A 16,350-nucleotide genomic window follows, 5' to 3' on the forward strand; every position below is an offset into this window, starting at 1 on the left:
TAACGGGTTAAGGAGCTGTTACAGATAACTTGGACAAATTATTCACCAGCCACTATCTAGTATTCGATTGCGTTTTGCCTATACGCAGTTCCATCAAACCGGGCCTCCGCCTCTGAACTGGAAAATATCTCCAGCCTCAGAAAGCGTAGGCCCGGTTTCTCATTCTTCTACTTCATAATGCTTGCTGGTCCTTAAAAGTCATAGCTCTCCGCAAAATCCTCCCCAACTTGTTCCGGACTCGCAAAACTGCCACGCTGATACTTATCAATGCGCACTAGTGCTTCCTTGCCCAGAAATTGGTCATTGTGCCTCAGTAGTTCAACATGCAGCGCAAACTCTTTCTTTGCTTGCTCAAGGAACGTCTCGGCGTCACAAATAATTCCCGGCACAAGTGGATTGTTCACCAATTCGTACGCGATACTATCATGGACAAGTAGGTCGGCTGCATCCTTTTTGCGTGGATTCTCCGTCGTATGACTAAGCTTGCAGCCGATTTTCGTAATCAGCGTATGCGCCAGTGGTGTTGTGTGCCACGCATACTCCGAGGCTTGCAGCAGGTGTATTGTCTGCCTGAGGTCGGTCAGGCGGCCAGTGAAGTTCCCACAATAATCCGCAGTTTTGCGCCCACTGGTGAAATGCATGCTGACCTGGTTGGCCCCATGTTTGGTTTCGACAATGCGGATATGCTGCAGGTATACCAAGTTGAACCAGACGCGACACCGGCGACGATCATTGGTCGTTGCAACGAAGAAGTGCTGGAGGCTGCAACGTCTTGCCAGTGTGGGCATGTGGGACAGGGCGAGTGTTTCCTTAGCAATTTGACTGGTGAAGAGTCGCCGCAGTTGCATCGTTTTGTGATTGGTCGTTTCAGCGATGTCCGCCATGGTTTCCTGAACGCCTTTGGGATATAGATAGACGCAATTGCTGGTTGTGAGCACCAGCGTGATATGAGTGCGGTGCTTACGCTTTGCCTCTGGATTGTTGATGTCCAGTAGAATGATGATTTCGAGTGTTGCCATTTTTTGTGCAGTTACCTCACGCACGTCAGAATTGGCGAAGTGGGCTTCGAGTTCTGCGCATGTATGCGTCTTGTGTGATAGGTAATCAACCGCGTGGTCGTGCCTAGGCCGCTTGGTGATGCCTATCCATGTTGCGTGCTTATTACTCACCGTTCATGTCACCTCCATTAATCATGGTTACGAGTTGGTTGCGCATCCGGCGAATGCGCCGACTGATCGTTGCCTCAGACAGCTGCATGACCGGCGCGATTTCCTTATTCGACTTGCCAGTTGCATGCAGATAGAGAATCTTCAGGTCGAGGGGGCGGAGTGCGCCGTAGAACGTGTCGACGTTGAAGCCCAGCAGGCTGTAGTCGTCGGTGCGCGCGGGTTCATGCCCATTGTAGACCAAGTCCTCCAGATTCGTATTGTTGAACTTGGCCTGGTTGCGTTGCGTCCGCTGCAAGGTTCGCAGCAGTACGCGGTAGATGATGCTGCCAGCAATTCGGTTGAACCGTTCAATCTGAACCTCAGTCTCGAGTGGATCCTCGAAGTGGCGCAAGTAGTTGATGTAGGCTTCCGAGCCGATGCCGAACAGCTCGCTGTACAGCTCGGTTGCTGGGTGCACATGCAGACGCGCAATCGCCTTATGGATGACGCGTGTGTTGTGCGTGAACATCTCGGTTTCGTTATATGTCATGCGGCAGTTCCCCCCTCAAAATCTTTTTGATTGCCATTGTTGTCACTCCTTTCTTAAACACATAACTCCCTTTGTATGACGTTTCGTCACAGTAACATTGTAGAATCGATTGCTAATGTCGTCATTGCCAGAATCTTATTGCTGCTTTTCATGCAAACGCCTAATTAGCAAGGACTGGGCAGTGGTAGGTACTAATGAAAAATGCAGGTGCAATTCATTCGGGGAGATTTTTTACTGATGCGTAAGCCAACGCGACGGCTCAAGAAAGGCATACACGGCAAAATATTCTCCCAGGGTGAGTTTTTTCCGTAAATCTGGATTCTTATTAGTGTAGGGCGCAACTACAACAACGTTTCCTCGCGACCGGCCGGCGTGAGGCTAGCAAACCCAACCAATAGGAGGAACCATCATGGCACAAAGTTTCCAAACATCATCCGTTACCTACGTCTTCGTTGACCCGAACGACACCGAGGGCAAGGAAGTCAAGCACACCATCAAGGACCTGGTGGAAACACCGGACGAAGCTAAGCTCACCGAACTGGGCACGCTGCTCGCGGCGGTGATTCCGTACATGACGCTCAAGGATATCCTGATCGATAAGGATTCCGTGCTCACTGCGGACGATAACCCAACGCCACCCGCTACGGAACAGACTGACGCTGAATCTGGCGCTAACTAACGCCACCCATTAAGGAGGAATTACCATGACCCGAGCATTAACCATGACTTTCAAAACCGCCGACAACAAGTCCAAGTCCGTGCGCGTCTCTGACTACCAGGGCGACCCCGACAAGGCTGCGGTCGAAGCATTCATGACCGCCTTGGCTGGCTGCAAGCAGTTCGCCAAGCTGGGCGTGAACCAGTTCGCCGTTCCCGGCTCCGCACACGCGGTGGACACCGAATCCACGGAAGTTTACCAGTACGAAGCGCCGGAAGCTTAAGCAAAGCGGTGTGTGACCGCGGCCCCTGGCTAGTGGTCACGGCGGGCAGTTGCGTCTGCCCGCGTACATATTGTGCGCGGCGCAAAATCTAATATTGAGGAGGAGATTTCGATGAAGACAAAACATAATTGGCGGACGGTGCTGCAGGGGATGGGGCACCTGGCGCCGCAGCAACCGCGCACGAGTAGTCAGCTTACCGGTGACCTGGACGCGTGGGGCAGCGATGGCCATGCACTGGCGGGGGACTGGCTGGCGGCCGGAATGGAACTGGACGCCGCCGCGACCCGGCTGGTACCCGGGCGGTAACGCGCGATGACGGGGAGTGCGCGCGAGACGAGGGCCGCACGACGCCGGGCGTTGGTGCAGGCGGAAGTGGCGCAGCTGAATGGCTCGGATGCTGGGGAAACGCTGGGGGAACGCAGAACGACAAAACGTGCGGTTTCTTTTGCCACCGGAGCACATTTTGTCGTGCGCAAAGTGGTGCCGGATGCACAACCGGGAGCCGATTTATCGCCGGAGCACGTGAATTCGCGCCGGAAGGATATTTTGGCAGACGATTCTGCCGTCGATCGCCCAGTTTACGACCCAGATTTGCCGCCGGCGGAGGATTTTGCCTATGCCGCTACCCGGACTGCAGCCGTTGGCGTCTCGTCCCAGCAGGTGCAAGTCGCCGCGCAGTCTGTGCGCGGCCCACTACCCGCCGCGGCGGAACTGAACGCATACAACCGCGCCGCCCCGAACGCCGCCGACCGGATCATTAAGATGGCCGAGCAGCAGGCGAGTCACCGCCAGCGGCTGGAACGCGCGCAGGTCGTGGCCACGATTCGCGACCAATATCTGGGGCTCGTGCTGGGGTTTCTGGTGTGCATCGCCGGGATTGTCGCGGGGGCGTATGTGGCCGTCAACGGCGCGCCACTGACCGGGAGTGCGTTGTCGTTCGGGGCGCTGGCGTCGCTGGTGGGGACGTTTGTTTATGGGAGTCGGAAGTGAAGAGATGCAAATAAGCCTGTCCGGCAATGGGGATGATTCCTCGTTGCGGCACAGGCTTAATTTTTGCGTTGCTTTTCTGTTTTTAATTTAGAAGCTAACGTGATCCGGTTCGCCGAATACCGAATCGGTTTGGAACCCCCAGAATTGCGGGAGTTTATAGCTAACGGCATATTCAAGCAGTTCGTGATTAGCATAGGGAAGGAAGACTTTGCGCTGCTGGTTAATGACGATGTCGCTATCGGCGCTCTCGGAGAATGCGCCGGCTACGGGTGTCGTCGCGGTTTTAACCGCCGTATTCCGCTGGGCGAAGGGGAGCTGGTAGGGGTCCAGATTGGTGGTGGCCTTGATCAGCTGGTAGACAGACTGGGATTGATCGAACTTAGCATCAACATCATCCGGGAGGAACTTAGCGTTGACGTAGTTGATTGAGTATTGGGAGACCTGGCTGCCGATGAAGCGCAGGCGGCGTAGCTCACAGTACCGGTCCTCTCTAGTTAGCCCAAGTGTCTGCAACATCGCCGGTTCCCGCTTGAACTCGGCGGAGAGCAGCTCAACGTGTTCACTCTGGTTCTCCGACATGTTGAGGTCCGTGTACATCACGACCCGCCGGTGGTTTTCGGCCGCAACGAACGTGCCACGCCCCTGTATCCGGGTTACCCGATTGGCCTCTTGCAATGCATTCAGCACCTTGACGGCAGTTGTGGAGCTAACCTTGAACTTACTGCAGATTTCGGCCTCGCTGTAGAAGCGGTCGCCCTGACCAAAAACGCCGTGGTCCAGTTCTTCAATTAGCTTATCGGTAATATCCTGATACAGTGGCATTTCTTCACCTAATCGCTCATCGTGATGCGCGCAACACGGACGACCCAATCAGTGCCGTACGTGAAGCCGGTCGCATCAATCGTTAGAGCGCCTTTTTTCGTATCCTGCATGAAGCAGACTGGCGCGTTGTTATCCAGCCAGTTGATACTCTTAATTTTACCAAACATTCCGGTGAATGAGCGCAAATTTATACCTTCGCCGCCCAGGACAACGTTGTCATTGCCCACGACCTGCAAATCGTGAATGAATAGGTAGGTGTTCAGGTGGTTGGTGACCGCAAAATCCTTGGTGTTACCAGCGGCAACCACTGCTGCGGGGCGCACGCCGTAAATTGCGGGTGCCGCCATGTTCGTCCACCGGCCAAGGAGGTGCATGTAAGTGCGACTCATTTCGGGGATGGCGCCCGTGCCTGTTAGCCCAATGTTCACCAGAATGTTGGCGCCGATTTTGCGGGAGTGGGCGACGTTCTCGATGATTTCCCGCGGGGACTTGTAGCTCAGGTCGTTGGCGGCGTATCCCCAGTGCTGGTTCAGTGTCAGTGAGATTTCGCCCGCGACGTACTTGCTGGCGTCACCGTGGTTCACGGCGTCAGGAGTGTGTCGTTCATAGGTCACCGCATCGATTTCGGGATTGATGACCTTGCCCATATTCTTCAGGCCGGTGTTGTTGATGATCATGGCGTCGGGCTGGTAGCGCCGAATCGTGCCGTACAGTTCATCAAGGTGCCAATCCGCGTCCTTCTTGTTCCAGTTGCCGTCGAACCAGAGTCCACCAATGGTGCCGTAGTTCGTGCACAGCAGTTCCACTGACTTGCGCAGGTATTCCAGGTAGGCGTTGAAATCAGTTTTGTACAGCGGATTGTGCCAGTCGTAGGTGGCCATGTAGAAGAAGGGCTTAATCCCTTCGTTATTGCAGGCGTCGACGAACTCCTTGATGAGGTCCCGACCAGCCGGACTGTGCATCACGTCAAAGTCAGATAACCCGTGCGTATCGTACAGGAAGAACCCTTCGTGGTGCTTGGTGGTGAGCACGATGTACTTCGCCCCCATCTTCTTAGCCTCATGCACAATCTGCTTGGGATTGAAGTCCGCCGCCGTGAATGTGTGGATTGCCTGCTCGTATTCTGCCTGTGGTCGTTCGTGAATGAATTCGGTCCATTCGCCGACTCCGAGCTGTGAGTATAGACCCCAGTGAATGAATAGCCCCAGCCCCATATCCTCGTACTGCTTAATGCGTGGTTCAATTTTCTGCATATCTGCAACCTCCCTGATACTTCTGACACCATCTTAACACGTTAAGCTGATTTGTCGAGAACTAAAAATTCTTTTTAAACATTTTAAAAACGCCATTGTAAACGTTTTTGACGGGTGCTACGCTGTAGTTGTGTTTAAGCTTAACACGTTAACTTGCAATTATATTAGTTTGGAAGGCGATGAGGTTATGTTCATCCTGACAAGTCATGGTGACTACGCAAAAGCAACACTAGCGAGCTGCCAAATGATCACAGGTCAGCTTGATGGTTTCTACCCAGTGTCATTCAACGACCCAATGGGGGTTGATGACGTCGTGGCGCAGTATCAACAGATTATCGAGCAGCACCCAGAAGATTCAGACGTCACCATTATTGCGGACATTCCGAACGGCACCCCGGCAAACGCCGCACATATTTTTCAAGGAAGTCATCCAGCAACGAAGGTCTATGCCGGACTGTCACTAATGACGCTGCTAGCGATTGCGACCGGCACGGAACCGGATGCGGCATTCGCCCAAACGGCAGAGCTGGCTGGTGAAGTAGGTAAGAAACACCGGGTGCAAGCTGCAAAGACTGCAAGCAAGCCGGCAGCTGTTCCGGAAAATCACGGCAACCCACTAGTCAACGTGCGTGTGGATGCCCGGCTGATTCACGGCCAGGTAGCGACTATGTGGACCCGGAGTGTCGCCGCATCGCGCATCATGATTGTTGACGACGAGATTGTCCAGAGTGAAGTGCAAAAGGCGACGCTCAAAACCGCTGTGCCTGGTGGCGTGCACCTGAGTATCCTAACCGCGCAAGGCGCTGCGGACCGTTTTAGTAAGCAGCAATACAATGGCCAACGCGTCTTCCTGATTGTTCGGGATGTGACCATGCTGCAGAAACTAGTCGATGCAGGTGTGGCGATTGACAAGGTCAACGTCGGCAATATGTCCATGCAAAGTGGGGCAACGCAAATTGCGAAGAGCGTTGCGGTGACGCCGGATGACGTGGCAGTCTTCAAGCACTTGACGGACAAGGGCGTGAAGCTGTACCACCAGATGGTCCCCAATGATCCACAGGCGGACTTCAACGAATTATTAGCGAAAGGAAGTAAGTAGACATGGCATGGTGGCAAATAATATTGCTAACAGCACTGGCCTTTTGGATGATTATTGACCAGATTACTGTCGGAATTCTGTGCAACTACCCACTACTGATTGGTTTTGTCGCTGGGATTATTATGGGCGATGTCAAAACCGGCTTGGTAGTCGGGGCAACACTCCAGTTGATGGTCCTGGGTGTTGGGACTTATGGCGGGGCTTCAATTCCAGACTTCATGACTGGGGCAATCGTTGGTACGGCCTACGCAGTCATCACTGGTCGGGGGATTGATTTCGCCATCGGCTTGGCGGTTCCAGTTGGCCTGCTGATGGTGCAACTGGACGTGCTCGCACGGTTCACTAACACGTTCTTCCTGCACCGCGTTGACCGGAACATTGAGCAGAACAACATTCACGGTGTTGCGCGGAACGTTGTCCTCGGGGTTCTGCCATGGGGACTGTCTCGTGCCATCCCCGTACTGGTCATGCTGATTGTGGGGAACAATGTCGTGCAGTCGATCGTTGCGGCCATGCCTCAATGGCTGACCAAAGGGCTGTCTGTTGCTGGTGGGATTCTCCCCGTTGTCGGGATTGCGATTTTGCTCCGGTTCCTGCCAACCAAGCGCTTCATTTCATACTTAATCATTGGTTTCTTCGCCGCGGCATACCTGAAAGTGCCAATGCTGGGTGTGGCGCTGCTAGGCCTTGCAATGGCAGTAATCTACTACACACGTAGCGGCAACACCACTGGCGGCAGTGATGATTCTAACGATAAGGAGGGCCACGAAAATGAAATCGGCGAATACGAAGACTAACAAGATTACCAAGAAGGACTTATTCCAGGCCAACTGGCGCTGGCTGTGGAGTAGTCAGATCTGCTGGAATTACGAACGCATGATGTCAACTGGTTACCTCTACACGATGCTGCCAACCATCAAGAAGTTATACCCAGATCCAGATGACCGCAAAGCAATGATGAAGATGCACAACCAATTCTTCAACACGAACGCGTATGTCGGCGGCTTCATCGTCGGCATGGACATGGCGATTGAAGAGAAGGAAGGTCGCAAAGCCGAACGGACAATCGCGGGCTTGAAGACCGGGCTTATGGGTCCATTTGCTGGGGTTGGGGATACTATCTTTGGTGTTATCCTGCCAACCATCTTCGGCTCCATCGCTGCATACATGGGCCTCAAGGGTAACCCGGTCGGTGCAATCATCTGGTTGCTCGTCAACTTTGCCGTTTTGTTCCTGCGTTTCGGTTTGCTCCCACTCGGCTACTCGCAAGGTGAAAAACTCATCTATGCGGCGGGTGATAAGCTGAACCGCATCACTGATGCCGCAATTCTGCTGGGGGTTACCGTCGTTGGGGCACTGATTCCAACCGTAATTTCCGCACCCGTACCACTGGTATTTAAGACGGGGAAGGTTGTCTTGAAGGCACAGACCGTGCTGGATCAGATTATGCCTTCACTGGTTCCTGTAATCCTCGTAGCTGTCGCGTACTGGCTGCTAGGGAAGAAAAAGATGAATTCAACCCGGTTAATTGTCTCAGTGCTGATTCTCGGCATTGTTTTAGGGGCATTCGGGATTATCGGTAAGTAAGTTAATTTGAAATATAGTTTCGCGTTATTATTGGTGAATGCTGGCTGCGCTTCGGGGACGGAGAGCGGGCGGCATTTTTTGTGCAAAACGTTATGCACAGACTCATAAAAAAGTTATATAAACCTCTTGAAAATTGGTTAAGCGCTTTCGTATACTGGAATTAGGACATCAGCAAGGGGGAAAAAGCATGCACTCAAACATCAATTACATTGAACAATCTGTTAACGCCAAGAACGCTCAGTCTCGTGCCCGGGAAGTACTCCTGGCCAGTAATGACACCATTTTCACTGGTTGTGCAGCTGATGTGTTGCATGCTTATGCCCAATCTAGCGAGCAGAATCTGGTGATGTGGTCCCAAGGAGTTTCACAGCGGGATCGTGATGCAGAGCTTGCGGCAATTAATGAATACGGTTATGACGCTCGCTGGGCGTTGGTTGAAGAAGCAGTACTGACCAGTTGGTTTAAAGACGGTACGATAGAGCTGCGCAACTTGGTAAAAAGTATCTATGGGGCGGTGCAGACCGAGGCAACATCAGATGACCACAAGCAGTGCAACCGAACCAATCAACAAGTTGCGTATGCTTTGGGGATGGATGACGTTGAATTTCCCGCCTTGACCAAGCAAGAACGTAAAGTGGCGCTGATGCGTTTTAGCCTCGAAATGCAACGGCTGGGTCTGGTGGACAACCCAGAAGAATCTATGTACGAGCGGAAGCGGGCGCGCTTGGCTCCTTCTGCTGACTGGCTCAAACGGCGGCTTAACGTCGATTGGCCCAGCTTGCTGCATACAGCTGGGCTCAAGAATGCCGAAGAAGTGGCGGCTGCGCAGGTGAAGCATCGGATGCAGGAGCTCAAAAGGCAAGAGACTCTCCGGAGTGAATTGGTTGTCCGGAGCAAAATTAACCAAGGAAGTGGATCGAAGCTTAAAGTTATGTGGCCGATTCCACGAAAACACTTTGGTACGCTGGCTGAATGTGAGTATTGTGTGCTGGCACCAGTAAAACAGCATCACTACCTCATCCGGAAGCGTGGACGCTGTAGGTATTCAGTTGTGTTTGGTCCCAAGACACCATTAAATGTCCTGCTGCGGGCTTTTAAAAATGAAGTTATCCGTTTGGGCCGGGGCAAAAAGAAGGTTACTTTGACTCGGTACGTGGCGGAGCACTCAGTCAACGCACCATCGCTGGCCCTGATGCAGCAAGTAACTATGCTTAGCTGGACGTGGTTATTGCGGTTAGTCCAGCTTCGGAAAGGTCGGCCATTGCCGCAACTTGTCCGTTTAGGCGTATTTCGTCGGTACACAGTTGTTCGCGATGAGCAGTCTGGTGTGTACGTACTGAAGCTGAAGCAACTGCCCGTCTCGGCGACTGAACGGGAACCTGAGGACACAAGGACGGAACTTGATGACCGATTCCTGGCGTGATTACATGCGGCTGTAAAAGCTTGCGGATTGCGCCGTTATACACCGAGTATGGATGAATTGGTGAAATGAGGTTTGCTGTATGAAATAAGAAAAGGTCTACACATATGGGTTGGAATAATTTCCAATGCCATACCGTGTAGACCCTTTTTTAGTGCTTTAACGCGTATTTTTCTGATTTGTAAAGGTAGACTGGATCTTCAATTCGTCCATTATCAACCGGTTTTCCGGACTTTGCCAGTTTGCCACCAGTTTTGTAGCCATCATGGTAATCAACAATTGAAGTGATGTTGCCGCTATCATCCAGCTTCATGTAGCTTTTGTAGTATGTGTCATTTTTGTTATCAACTAGCTGACTCGAACTATCTTCGTACTTGAAGTGCTTAATATCATAATAACCAAGCCAGGTAACGTTCAGAACAATAAGATTTTTTCCGTCCTTGTGATATTTGCCTTTCATGAACGCATGGGTATCCTCGTCATCCGATTTTTCCAAAGCTTCATAGTAGAAGTGACCATTTGTCTTGAAGAAAAAATGACCGTGATTATGACTACTCTTTGCCTCATCTGCAGCAACAATCTTATTATCATGTGCCCCGTATGCACGGTCCAGATATATGCTTACATTGCGTTTGCCAACTTCATATCCGCATCCGGATAGAGTTGATATAAGTATCAATAGAACGAATAATGTTCCCAAGGTATTACGTTTGTTCATATCTTGAAACTCCTTTATGTTTTTTGCGAACATCATCAATAATATCAAATTGAATTAATCATAACAACTAATTTTTCACACACATGATAAACACCATGTAATACTTGCTCAATTTATGATTTAAGCCCTAGCCTGCAATAAATTATTAATATAGTTCCACATTTAGCGTTATTTATAATAATTAAAAATTGAAAAAGCTCATAAAGTGCAAGACGGAAAGTGCTCGTTTGTGAAAATATCCACTAATGTTACGAAAGTGTATGTATGCGCTTTGCTTGCTGGTATAATTGATTTTGTGATGAAATCGTTTTTTAACAAATAAATCAAAATGCAGAAAATCACAAATGCGGGGTAATCAAAGCACATCTACATGAATAGATGTAAAAATAATCTTTAAGGATGAAGTATACAGCATGAACAGTTTGCAAAAACCAGAAGAGATATATCAGCATATATTAACAAGCGTGTCTGCGACGCTTAAAAGCATCTCAGCCACTAAAATGACAGACGAGGCCGAGGAGCTTCGACATGATGCCATAAATGCAACTAAAAAAATTCAGTCAAGCTTGGTTACTGAACTCCATTCTTTGGAAAGAAATTCTGAATGGAAGACTTTCACGATTGCTTTTTACGGTGAAACAAATGCTGGTAAATCCACATTGATTGAAACACTTAGAATTGCCTTTAACGAAGATGGCAAGGTTCAGGAACACCAGCGTTTCAAAGCAAAGAAGGGTGAACTGGATGCGATAGAAAAACGCCTTACTGATCAGAAAGCTCACTGTGCCGAAGAACATGCCAGGCTTGACGCACAATTGGCGGCAATTACTAGCAAGCAAGATGCTTTGGCTGCGGATGGACAGCAGATACAATCGGAAGCAGCAACCTCGTTAGAGAAACATTATGCCAAATATCAGGTGCTTCAGGATAATGAAGATGAAATAATTGGTAACTACGCAGAATTACTAAATCAAATTGGTACGCTCAGTATTCAATTACGAACTAAAATGCTCAAAAGTAACTGGCAGTTATTTCTTAGTATTCTTAATCGGCTTCCGGAGCAAAGTAAGATTGTATCATTGAAAAAGAAAGTGCCTGAGCACAAGGAAGAGTTGCTTGAAGCGGGACGACAGCTGCAGGGGGAGTCTGACCAAATAGAGATTTCCGTAAATGATTGGCAACACAAGATAGATGATAATCAGAAACAACGTGGACTTGTCGAGGATGATTACAAGAAGGCAAAGACGGCGGGTGAACTTCAGCAGAGTGCGATGAAGCACTCACTTGTATCCCTTCAGGATGATTTCAATCAAACTGGTTCTGAATTAACGCAATTAAGCGATGGCGCAATCGTCGGTGATGGCCGATCAGACTATACTCAGAGTGTCAATGAATACACATTTACGGAAGGCGAGAAGCGCTTCGCTATCTTGGACTTGCCAGGAATCGAAGGCAAGGAAACTGACGTCCAAGAACAAATTGCTGATGGCGTTGAAAGAGCACATGTGGTAATTTACGTTTCTAGACAGGCGACCCCACCACAAAAGGGGGATGATAAGGAACTGGGCACAATCGAAAAGATTTCTAGACAATTGAGTCAACAAACCGAGGTCTATTTCTTGTTTAATAAGTCCGTACCAGGTCCGCGTCAATTAAAAACGCCACTAATTGATGAAGACGAAGAGTCGGCACTTATTAAAGTTGATGAGGTTATGGCTGATGTGTTTGGTGAGCAGTATGCTGGACATAAAGTGCTTGCTGCTCTTCCGGCACTAATCGCGAATGGGGTTTTCTACGGTAACAAGCTTGCTAACAAGCAGAAACGATTTTTGGAGTATTTTGGTGACGCGAATAAGGCAAATCAAATGACCCATTTACCAGAATTTACCAGATGGCTATCCACCAATCTCATCGTGGATGTTAAAAACAAAATTGTTGCTTCAAATTATCGCAAAGTTGCTAATGCTATTGACAATACCAATACTAAGGTGCGACGCCTATATCAGTATTTCTCAAAATTAGCCAAGAAATCTAATGCCAATGTGGAAGCAACGCTAACGGTAATGGATAAGACGGTTGCGACGTATACAGATGATTGTGATCAATTGGTGAAACGGAACATTCGTACATTTGAATCTGATGTGCGTAAAAAAATGTACCAAATTGTCGATAATGGTATCAAAAATGCCGAGTTCAAAGACACATTGAAGCAGGAACTGGAGCGGGGAGCCGCAGAGTGTGATGCTAAATTGCAAAGTGACTATGTTGCCACCACAAAAAAATTAACTGACGAATTGAAGAATATTATCAAACGATTTCAGCGATATTCCGAAGAGCTTATGGCAAGTAGCAACGCAGAAATCAGTAGTGACATTGACGTCAATGTGGAATTTAAATTTAAATCAGTTGTTGATAAATTTGCAATTGCTGGTGCGTTACTTGGATTTATATTAGCTATACCAACAGGTGGTTTTAGTTTGGTTCTTACAGCTGTGGGGGCTGCCTTGACCATTGTTAATAATGTGTTATCTGCCTTGAATTCTGGATACCGCAAGGCTCAACAAAAGAGCAATATTAATAAAAACCTTGAAAAAATCACTGACCAAATTAGGGCACAATACTCTGAACATATGCACAAACAAAATGACGAGATAATTAAATCCCTCAATGATGTAAAAAAGGGAATAACTGACTCCAGTAAGCAAATTGAAGCTGGAGCCAGAATGTTTAGGGACCTGGGTCGGGAGCTCGACACGCTAGGAACTCAGTTGAACTAACTACTTTGGAGGACACAAATGAAAACTGTAGAGGAATATAAACACCAACAGGTTCAAGCTGTATCAATCCTGAATCGTCTGATGAAGTTTATTGAGAACGGAGAAAAATTCAATCTCGAAAACTCAGATGAATTGCTTGCCAAGGTCCAAGCTGGTATAGATGAAACTAAAGCAAGCAAATTAAAAGTTGCATTGGTTGGAGGCTTCTCTGAAGGAAAAACGTCGATTGCTGCTGGGTGGTCCGGTCATTATGACAAGACGACGATGAAGGTTGATGTTTCGGAGTCCAGTGACCAGGTTGAGGTTATTCATTTGGAAGACATTGACCTGGTAGATACTCCAGGATTGTTTGGATTTAAACAAACGGATAATGCTGTTAAGTACAAAGAAATTACACGCAAATATGTCTCTGAAGCAAACTTAGTGTTGTACGTTATGAATCCTAGCAACCCAATCAAAGACAGCCACAAAGAAGAACTAGAATGGTTGTTTAATGACCTTGGATTATTGTCGAGAACGGTGTTTGTAATCAGTAAATTTGATGAGGAAGCCGATATTGAAGATCCAATGGACTTCGAAGCTCGATTTGAAACAAAAAAGGCAAATATTCTGGGCCGACTGGTCGACTTTGGCATTATTCAAGGAAATCAGTCTGTTCCAATTGTGGCCGTTGCTGCGAACCCATTTAGTGAAGGTTTAGACTATTGGTTGGCGCATAAGGATGAATATGAACAACTTTCAAATATCGAAACACTAAGAACCGCGACCACCGCACTGATTACGAAGGCTGGTGGTTCTACGCCACTAGTTCTGGCTACCAGTCAAAGTATCATTCAAAATGTAATGGAACGTCAATTTCCTGAAATTGAGTCTCGTTTGTCGCAAGTCACACAGGATTTGGCCAATTTGCGTTCATCCTTGCAGGACATCAACGATGAGCAGTCAAAAACGGAAGAGCGAATTAATAAAGCTCGTTTGAATTTACAGACCTTCGTGAACCAGTATTTCACCGATTTGGTTGTACAAGCTAACGGAACAGATAAGGATACTTTTCCAGAATTCTTTGAACGGAACATTGGCGCAGAGGGGATAGTTCGTGAAACTACTGTTAACACTGAATTTGAGCAGCAAACAGGTGCAGTGGCAAAAGACATCTCAAAGCTTGAATCGAGTTATGATGGTAGTCTTCAGCATTACAACAGTTTAAGCTCAGATATTATGAAATCTGCAGCTAAAGGCATTAAGTCGATTCCGTTGAAGGAAATCTCGAATGAAACTATTTTGCACGTGCGCAATTTTGTTATGCCAAGCCTAAAGTTCAAACCGTGGGAGGCAGTAAAGCTGGCAAAGGGTATTAATGGTGCACTGCCGCTTATCGGTCCACTATTAGATATTGGTTTTGAGGCCTGGAACAGTATGAAAGCAGCGAAACAAAAACAGGCTTTTGAAAAATACAAACAGAGTGTCGTGGAAAGTCTTGAAAAGGAACGCAAGGAGTATCTTGAAATGCTGAGCAAACGCGAGACATTTATCGCACAATTTTTCCCTAACTATTTGGATTTACAAAGGAAGGTAAAAACTCTAGAATCCGTGGTATCTGATCGAGAAGCATTTCAGAGCGAGTTTGAGGTCTGGCAAGCTGAAGGTGAAGCAATTAAGCACGATTTTGTGGATACTTTGTAGGAGCCAAACTAGAGTAAACATGTAATTGGGCACACATTCGTCCTATTATCCTATGTAGAAAAGCAACATCGCAGTCGATTTTGTCGACTGTGATGTTGCTTTTTTTGCTATGCAAATTCACATACTACTTTGATTTTATCGTTGCTGAACATTTTACTTAGGACTTTTTTAGCACTTTGCTGCGCTGTATTAGTGAAATCCTTTTTTGCAAGAATGTCGGTTTTAACGTCCTGAGCCGCTTCTTTTTGAATCTTGAGCCCTTTGTTATTCTTGTCTGCAATCAGCATGGAGTCTTTGACCTTATAGTAGTCGCAGTCGGCTGCATAATTAGAGTCTTTGAGGAGTAATTTTACTTCTGGCTGTGGCATCGTTACGGTCAAAGTTTTGGTGCTTTCGTTATAGTCGCTGTGGGCCTTATCAAGATTGTAGTAGATTTGAGCCTTAAAGTGGAAGATGTATAGCGATGTCTCTTTGCCAACCTTCACGTTCAAAAATTTTTTCACTTCATTTGTTTTAACTACCTTGTCATAGTAGATGCTGGTCGTATCCAACTGCCCCACTTCTTTGACATCGTAATTTGCCGTTGATTTTTCGGTTTCTGTGCCCGTGCTCCGAATAGCCATAAGTCCACCGAATGCGATTAAAGCTAGAATCAGGATACCGATAGTCCAGTGTAATAGTCGCTTCATTTGTGCCCTCCAGTTGCTTTAGTGTCTTGATTATATCATGAGGTGTATGGCGGATTATATACTAATGATTTGGATTGACCATAATAATCAACGATGTTAACTACCTGTAAATTTATAGCTCTATGCAACAAAGTCATGTGGAAAAGTCTGTGGTGAACGACTGGGAAGACTTGATGAGTTTCATCCAAATATGGTTGTACCGGTTAGCAAACTTTAGATAACCGAATACTTGTGTATGTTTTCCAAGCACATATGCAGTGCGTGCATTAAGTGCCATTTCAATGTTTTCAATCGACTGAAGTAACGCGTTTTTCAAATGCTGATTACGATAGTAGCGCGCAACGGCTGCGTCATATAAAAAAGCCCGCGAGCGGCAAAGCCGTTGTTGCGGAATCCACATTTATTAGTTTAAGCTCGTTTAATATTGACAACGTTTACTTGCTGTCCTACTATATAATTAATTATACGTATGATTTAGTCGGCCGACTAAGATACTATACACATCTTGATTGATTTCAAGAATCAGGATTGTGTGTATGTTGATTTCGAAGGCCGACTTTTTATTTTGCATTTTTGCAAACGGGTCGGTGTGCTAGTTTTTGCAATTATTTTACAAGGGCAGATTTTATAATCAAGTTAGCCACTCGTGACCAAGTTCTTCTGAAATAAAAAA

General features: G+C 47.7%; 17 protein-coding genes. 10 read left to right on the forward strand and 7 right to left on the reverse strand.

Annotation, left to right across the window (positions count from 1 at the left end):
- Positions 1-191: 191 nt before the first annotated feature.
- Both FC18_RS08260 and FC18_RS08265 read right to left on the reverse strand, forming a co-directional pair.
- Positions 192-1,169 carry a hypothetical protein gene (locus tag FC18_RS08260; RefSeq protein WP_056976032.1) on the reverse strand — a complete coding sequence of 326 codons (978 nt, stop codon included), beginning with the start codon at positions 1,167-1,169 and terminating at the stop codon, positions 192-194.
- Positions 1,162-1,698, reverse strand: a complete 537-nt coding sequence (locus FC18_RS08265; RefSeq protein ID WP_056976034.1) for a LuxR C-terminal-related transcriptional regulator — start codon at positions 1,696-1,698, stop codon at positions 1,162-1,164. The genes FC18_RS08260 and FC18_RS08265 overlap by 8 nt, the downstream gene beginning before the upstream one ends.
- A gap of 409 nt (positions 1,699-2,107) precedes the next feature.
- Here FC18_RS08265 and FC18_RS08270 point away from each other — a divergent pair, with 409 nt between their 5' ends.
- The 4 genes from FC18_RS08270 to FC18_RS08285 all read left to right on the forward strand — a co-directional run bounded on the left by FC18_RS08270 (position 2,108) and on the right by FC18_RS08285 (position 3,629).
- On the forward strand, positions 2,108-2,377 hold the full coding sequence (locus FC18_RS08270; RefSeq protein ID WP_054680713.1) for a hypothetical protein: 270 nt from the start codon (positions 2,108-2,110) through the stop codon (positions 2,375-2,377).
- Between the two features lie 25 nt (positions 2,378-2,402).
- Positions 2,403-2,639: a DUF2922 domain-containing protein gene (locus tag FC18_RS08275; protein WP_054680710.1), complete on the forward strand. Its 237-nt coding sequence runs from the start codon at positions 2,403-2,405 to the stop codon at positions 2,637-2,639.
- Between the two features lie 111 nt (positions 2,640-2,750).
- Positions 2,751-2,945 carry a hypothetical protein gene (locus tag FC18_RS08280; protein ID WP_056976036.1) on the forward strand — a complete coding sequence of 65 codons (195 nt, stop codon included), beginning with the start codon at positions 2,751-2,753 and terminating at the stop codon, positions 2,943-2,945.
- 6 nt (positions 2,946-2,951) lie between these two features.
- Positions 2,952-3,629 carry a DUF2335 domain-containing protein gene (locus FC18_RS08285; RefSeq protein ID WP_054680460.1) on the forward strand — a complete coding sequence of 226 codons (678 nt, stop codon included), beginning with the start codon at positions 2,952-2,954 and terminating at the stop codon, positions 3,627-3,629.
- A gap of 87 nt (positions 3,630-3,716) precedes the next feature.
- Here FC18_RS08285 and FC18_RS08290 read toward each other — a convergent pair whose 3' ends face one another.
- Positions 3,717-4,451, reverse strand: a complete 735-nt coding sequence (locus tag FC18_RS08290; RefSeq protein WP_054680463.1) for a GntR family transcriptional regulator — start codon at positions 4,449-4,451, stop codon at positions 3,717-3,719.
- An 8-nt stretch (positions 4,452-4,459) separates the two neighbouring features.
- Complete coding sequence (locus FC18_RS08295; protein WP_056976037.1) at positions 4,460-5,704, reverse strand: alpha-L-fucosidase; 1,245 nt, start codon at positions 5,702-5,704, stop codon at positions 4,460-4,462.
- Between the two features lie 187 nt (positions 5,705-5,891).
- Between FC18_RS08295 and FC18_RS08300 the strand changes: the two genes are divergently transcribed.
- The 4 genes from FC18_RS08300 to FC18_RS08315 all read left to right on the forward strand — a co-directional run bounded on the left by FC18_RS08300 (position 5,892) and on the right by FC18_RS08315 (position 9,813).
- The gene (locus tag FC18_RS08300; RefSeq protein WP_056976039.1) at positions 5,892-6,803 is read left to right on the forward strand and encodes a PTS sugar transporter subunit IIAB; all 912 of its coding nucleotides are present in this window, start codon (positions 5,892-5,894) and stop codon (positions 6,801-6,803) included.
- 2 nt (positions 6,804-6,805) lie between these two features.
- On the forward strand, positions 6,806-7,600 hold the full coding sequence (locus FC18_RS08305) for a PTS mannose/fructose/sorbose/N-acetylgalactosamine transporter subunit IIC (RefSeq protein ID WP_054680469.1): 795 nt from the start codon (positions 6,806-6,808) through the stop codon (positions 7,598-7,600).
- Positions 7,575-8,390 carry a PTS system mannose/fructose/sorbose family transporter subunit IID gene (locus FC18_RS08310; RefSeq protein WP_054680472.1) on the forward strand — a complete coding sequence of 272 codons (816 nt, stop codon included), beginning with the start codon at positions 7,575-7,577 and terminating at the stop codon, positions 8,388-8,390. The genes FC18_RS08305 and FC18_RS08310 overlap by 26 nt, the downstream gene beginning before the upstream one ends.
- A gap of 187 nt (positions 8,391-8,577) precedes the next feature.
- The gene (locus tag FC18_RS08315; protein WP_056976041.1) at positions 8,578-9,813 is read left to right on the forward strand and encodes a hypothetical protein; all 1,236 of its coding nucleotides are present in this window, start codon (positions 8,578-8,580) and stop codon (positions 9,811-9,813) included.
- A 148-nt stretch (positions 9,814-9,961) separates the two neighbouring features.
- Here the strand turns inward: FC18_RS08315 and FC18_RS08320 are convergent, their stop codons facing one another.
- Positions 9,962-10,528, reverse strand: a complete 567-nt coding sequence (locus tag FC18_RS08320) for a hypothetical protein (RefSeq protein WP_054680480.1) — start codon at positions 10,526-10,528, stop codon at positions 9,962-9,964.
- A 413-nt stretch (positions 10,529-10,941) separates the two neighbouring features.
- Between FC18_RS08320 and FC18_RS08325 the strand changes: the two genes are divergently transcribed.
- On the forward strand, positions 10,942-13,305 hold the full coding sequence (locus tag FC18_RS08325) for a hypothetical protein (RefSeq protein WP_054680483.1): 2,364 nt from the start codon (positions 10,942-10,944) through the stop codon (positions 13,303-13,305).
- A gap of 18 nt (positions 13,306-13,323) precedes the next feature.
- On the forward strand, positions 13,324-14,988 hold the full coding sequence (locus FC18_RS08330; protein ID WP_056976044.1) for a LeoA/HP0731 family dynamin-like GTPase: 1,665 nt from the start codon (positions 13,324-13,326) through the stop codon (positions 14,986-14,988).
- A gap of 107 nt (positions 14,989-15,095) precedes the next feature.
- On the opposite strand, the gene FC18_RS08335 is transcribed toward FC18_RS08330, so the two are convergent.
- Together FC18_RS08335 and FC18_RS12470 are read right to left on the reverse strand one after the other, a co-directional pair.
- Positions 15,096-15,677: a DUF4230 domain-containing protein gene (locus tag FC18_RS08335; protein WP_056976046.1), complete on the reverse strand. Its 582-nt coding sequence runs from the start codon at positions 15,675-15,677 to the stop codon at positions 15,096-15,098.
- 133 nt (positions 15,678-15,810) lie between these two features.
- Positions 15,811-16,077, reverse strand: a complete 267-nt coding sequence (locus FC18_RS12470) for an Abi family protein (RefSeq protein WP_156300991.1) — start codon at positions 16,075-16,077, stop codon at positions 15,811-15,813.
- Between the last annotated feature and the right edge of the window lie 273 nt (positions 16,078-16,350).

The organism is Lacticaseibacillus sharpeae JCM 1186 = DSM 20505, assembly GCF_001436225.1.
In the GTDB taxonomy this organism is placed as follows: domain Bacteria; phylum Bacillota; class Bacilli; order Lactobacillales; family Lactobacillaceae; genus Lacticaseibacillus; species Lacticaseibacillus sharpeae.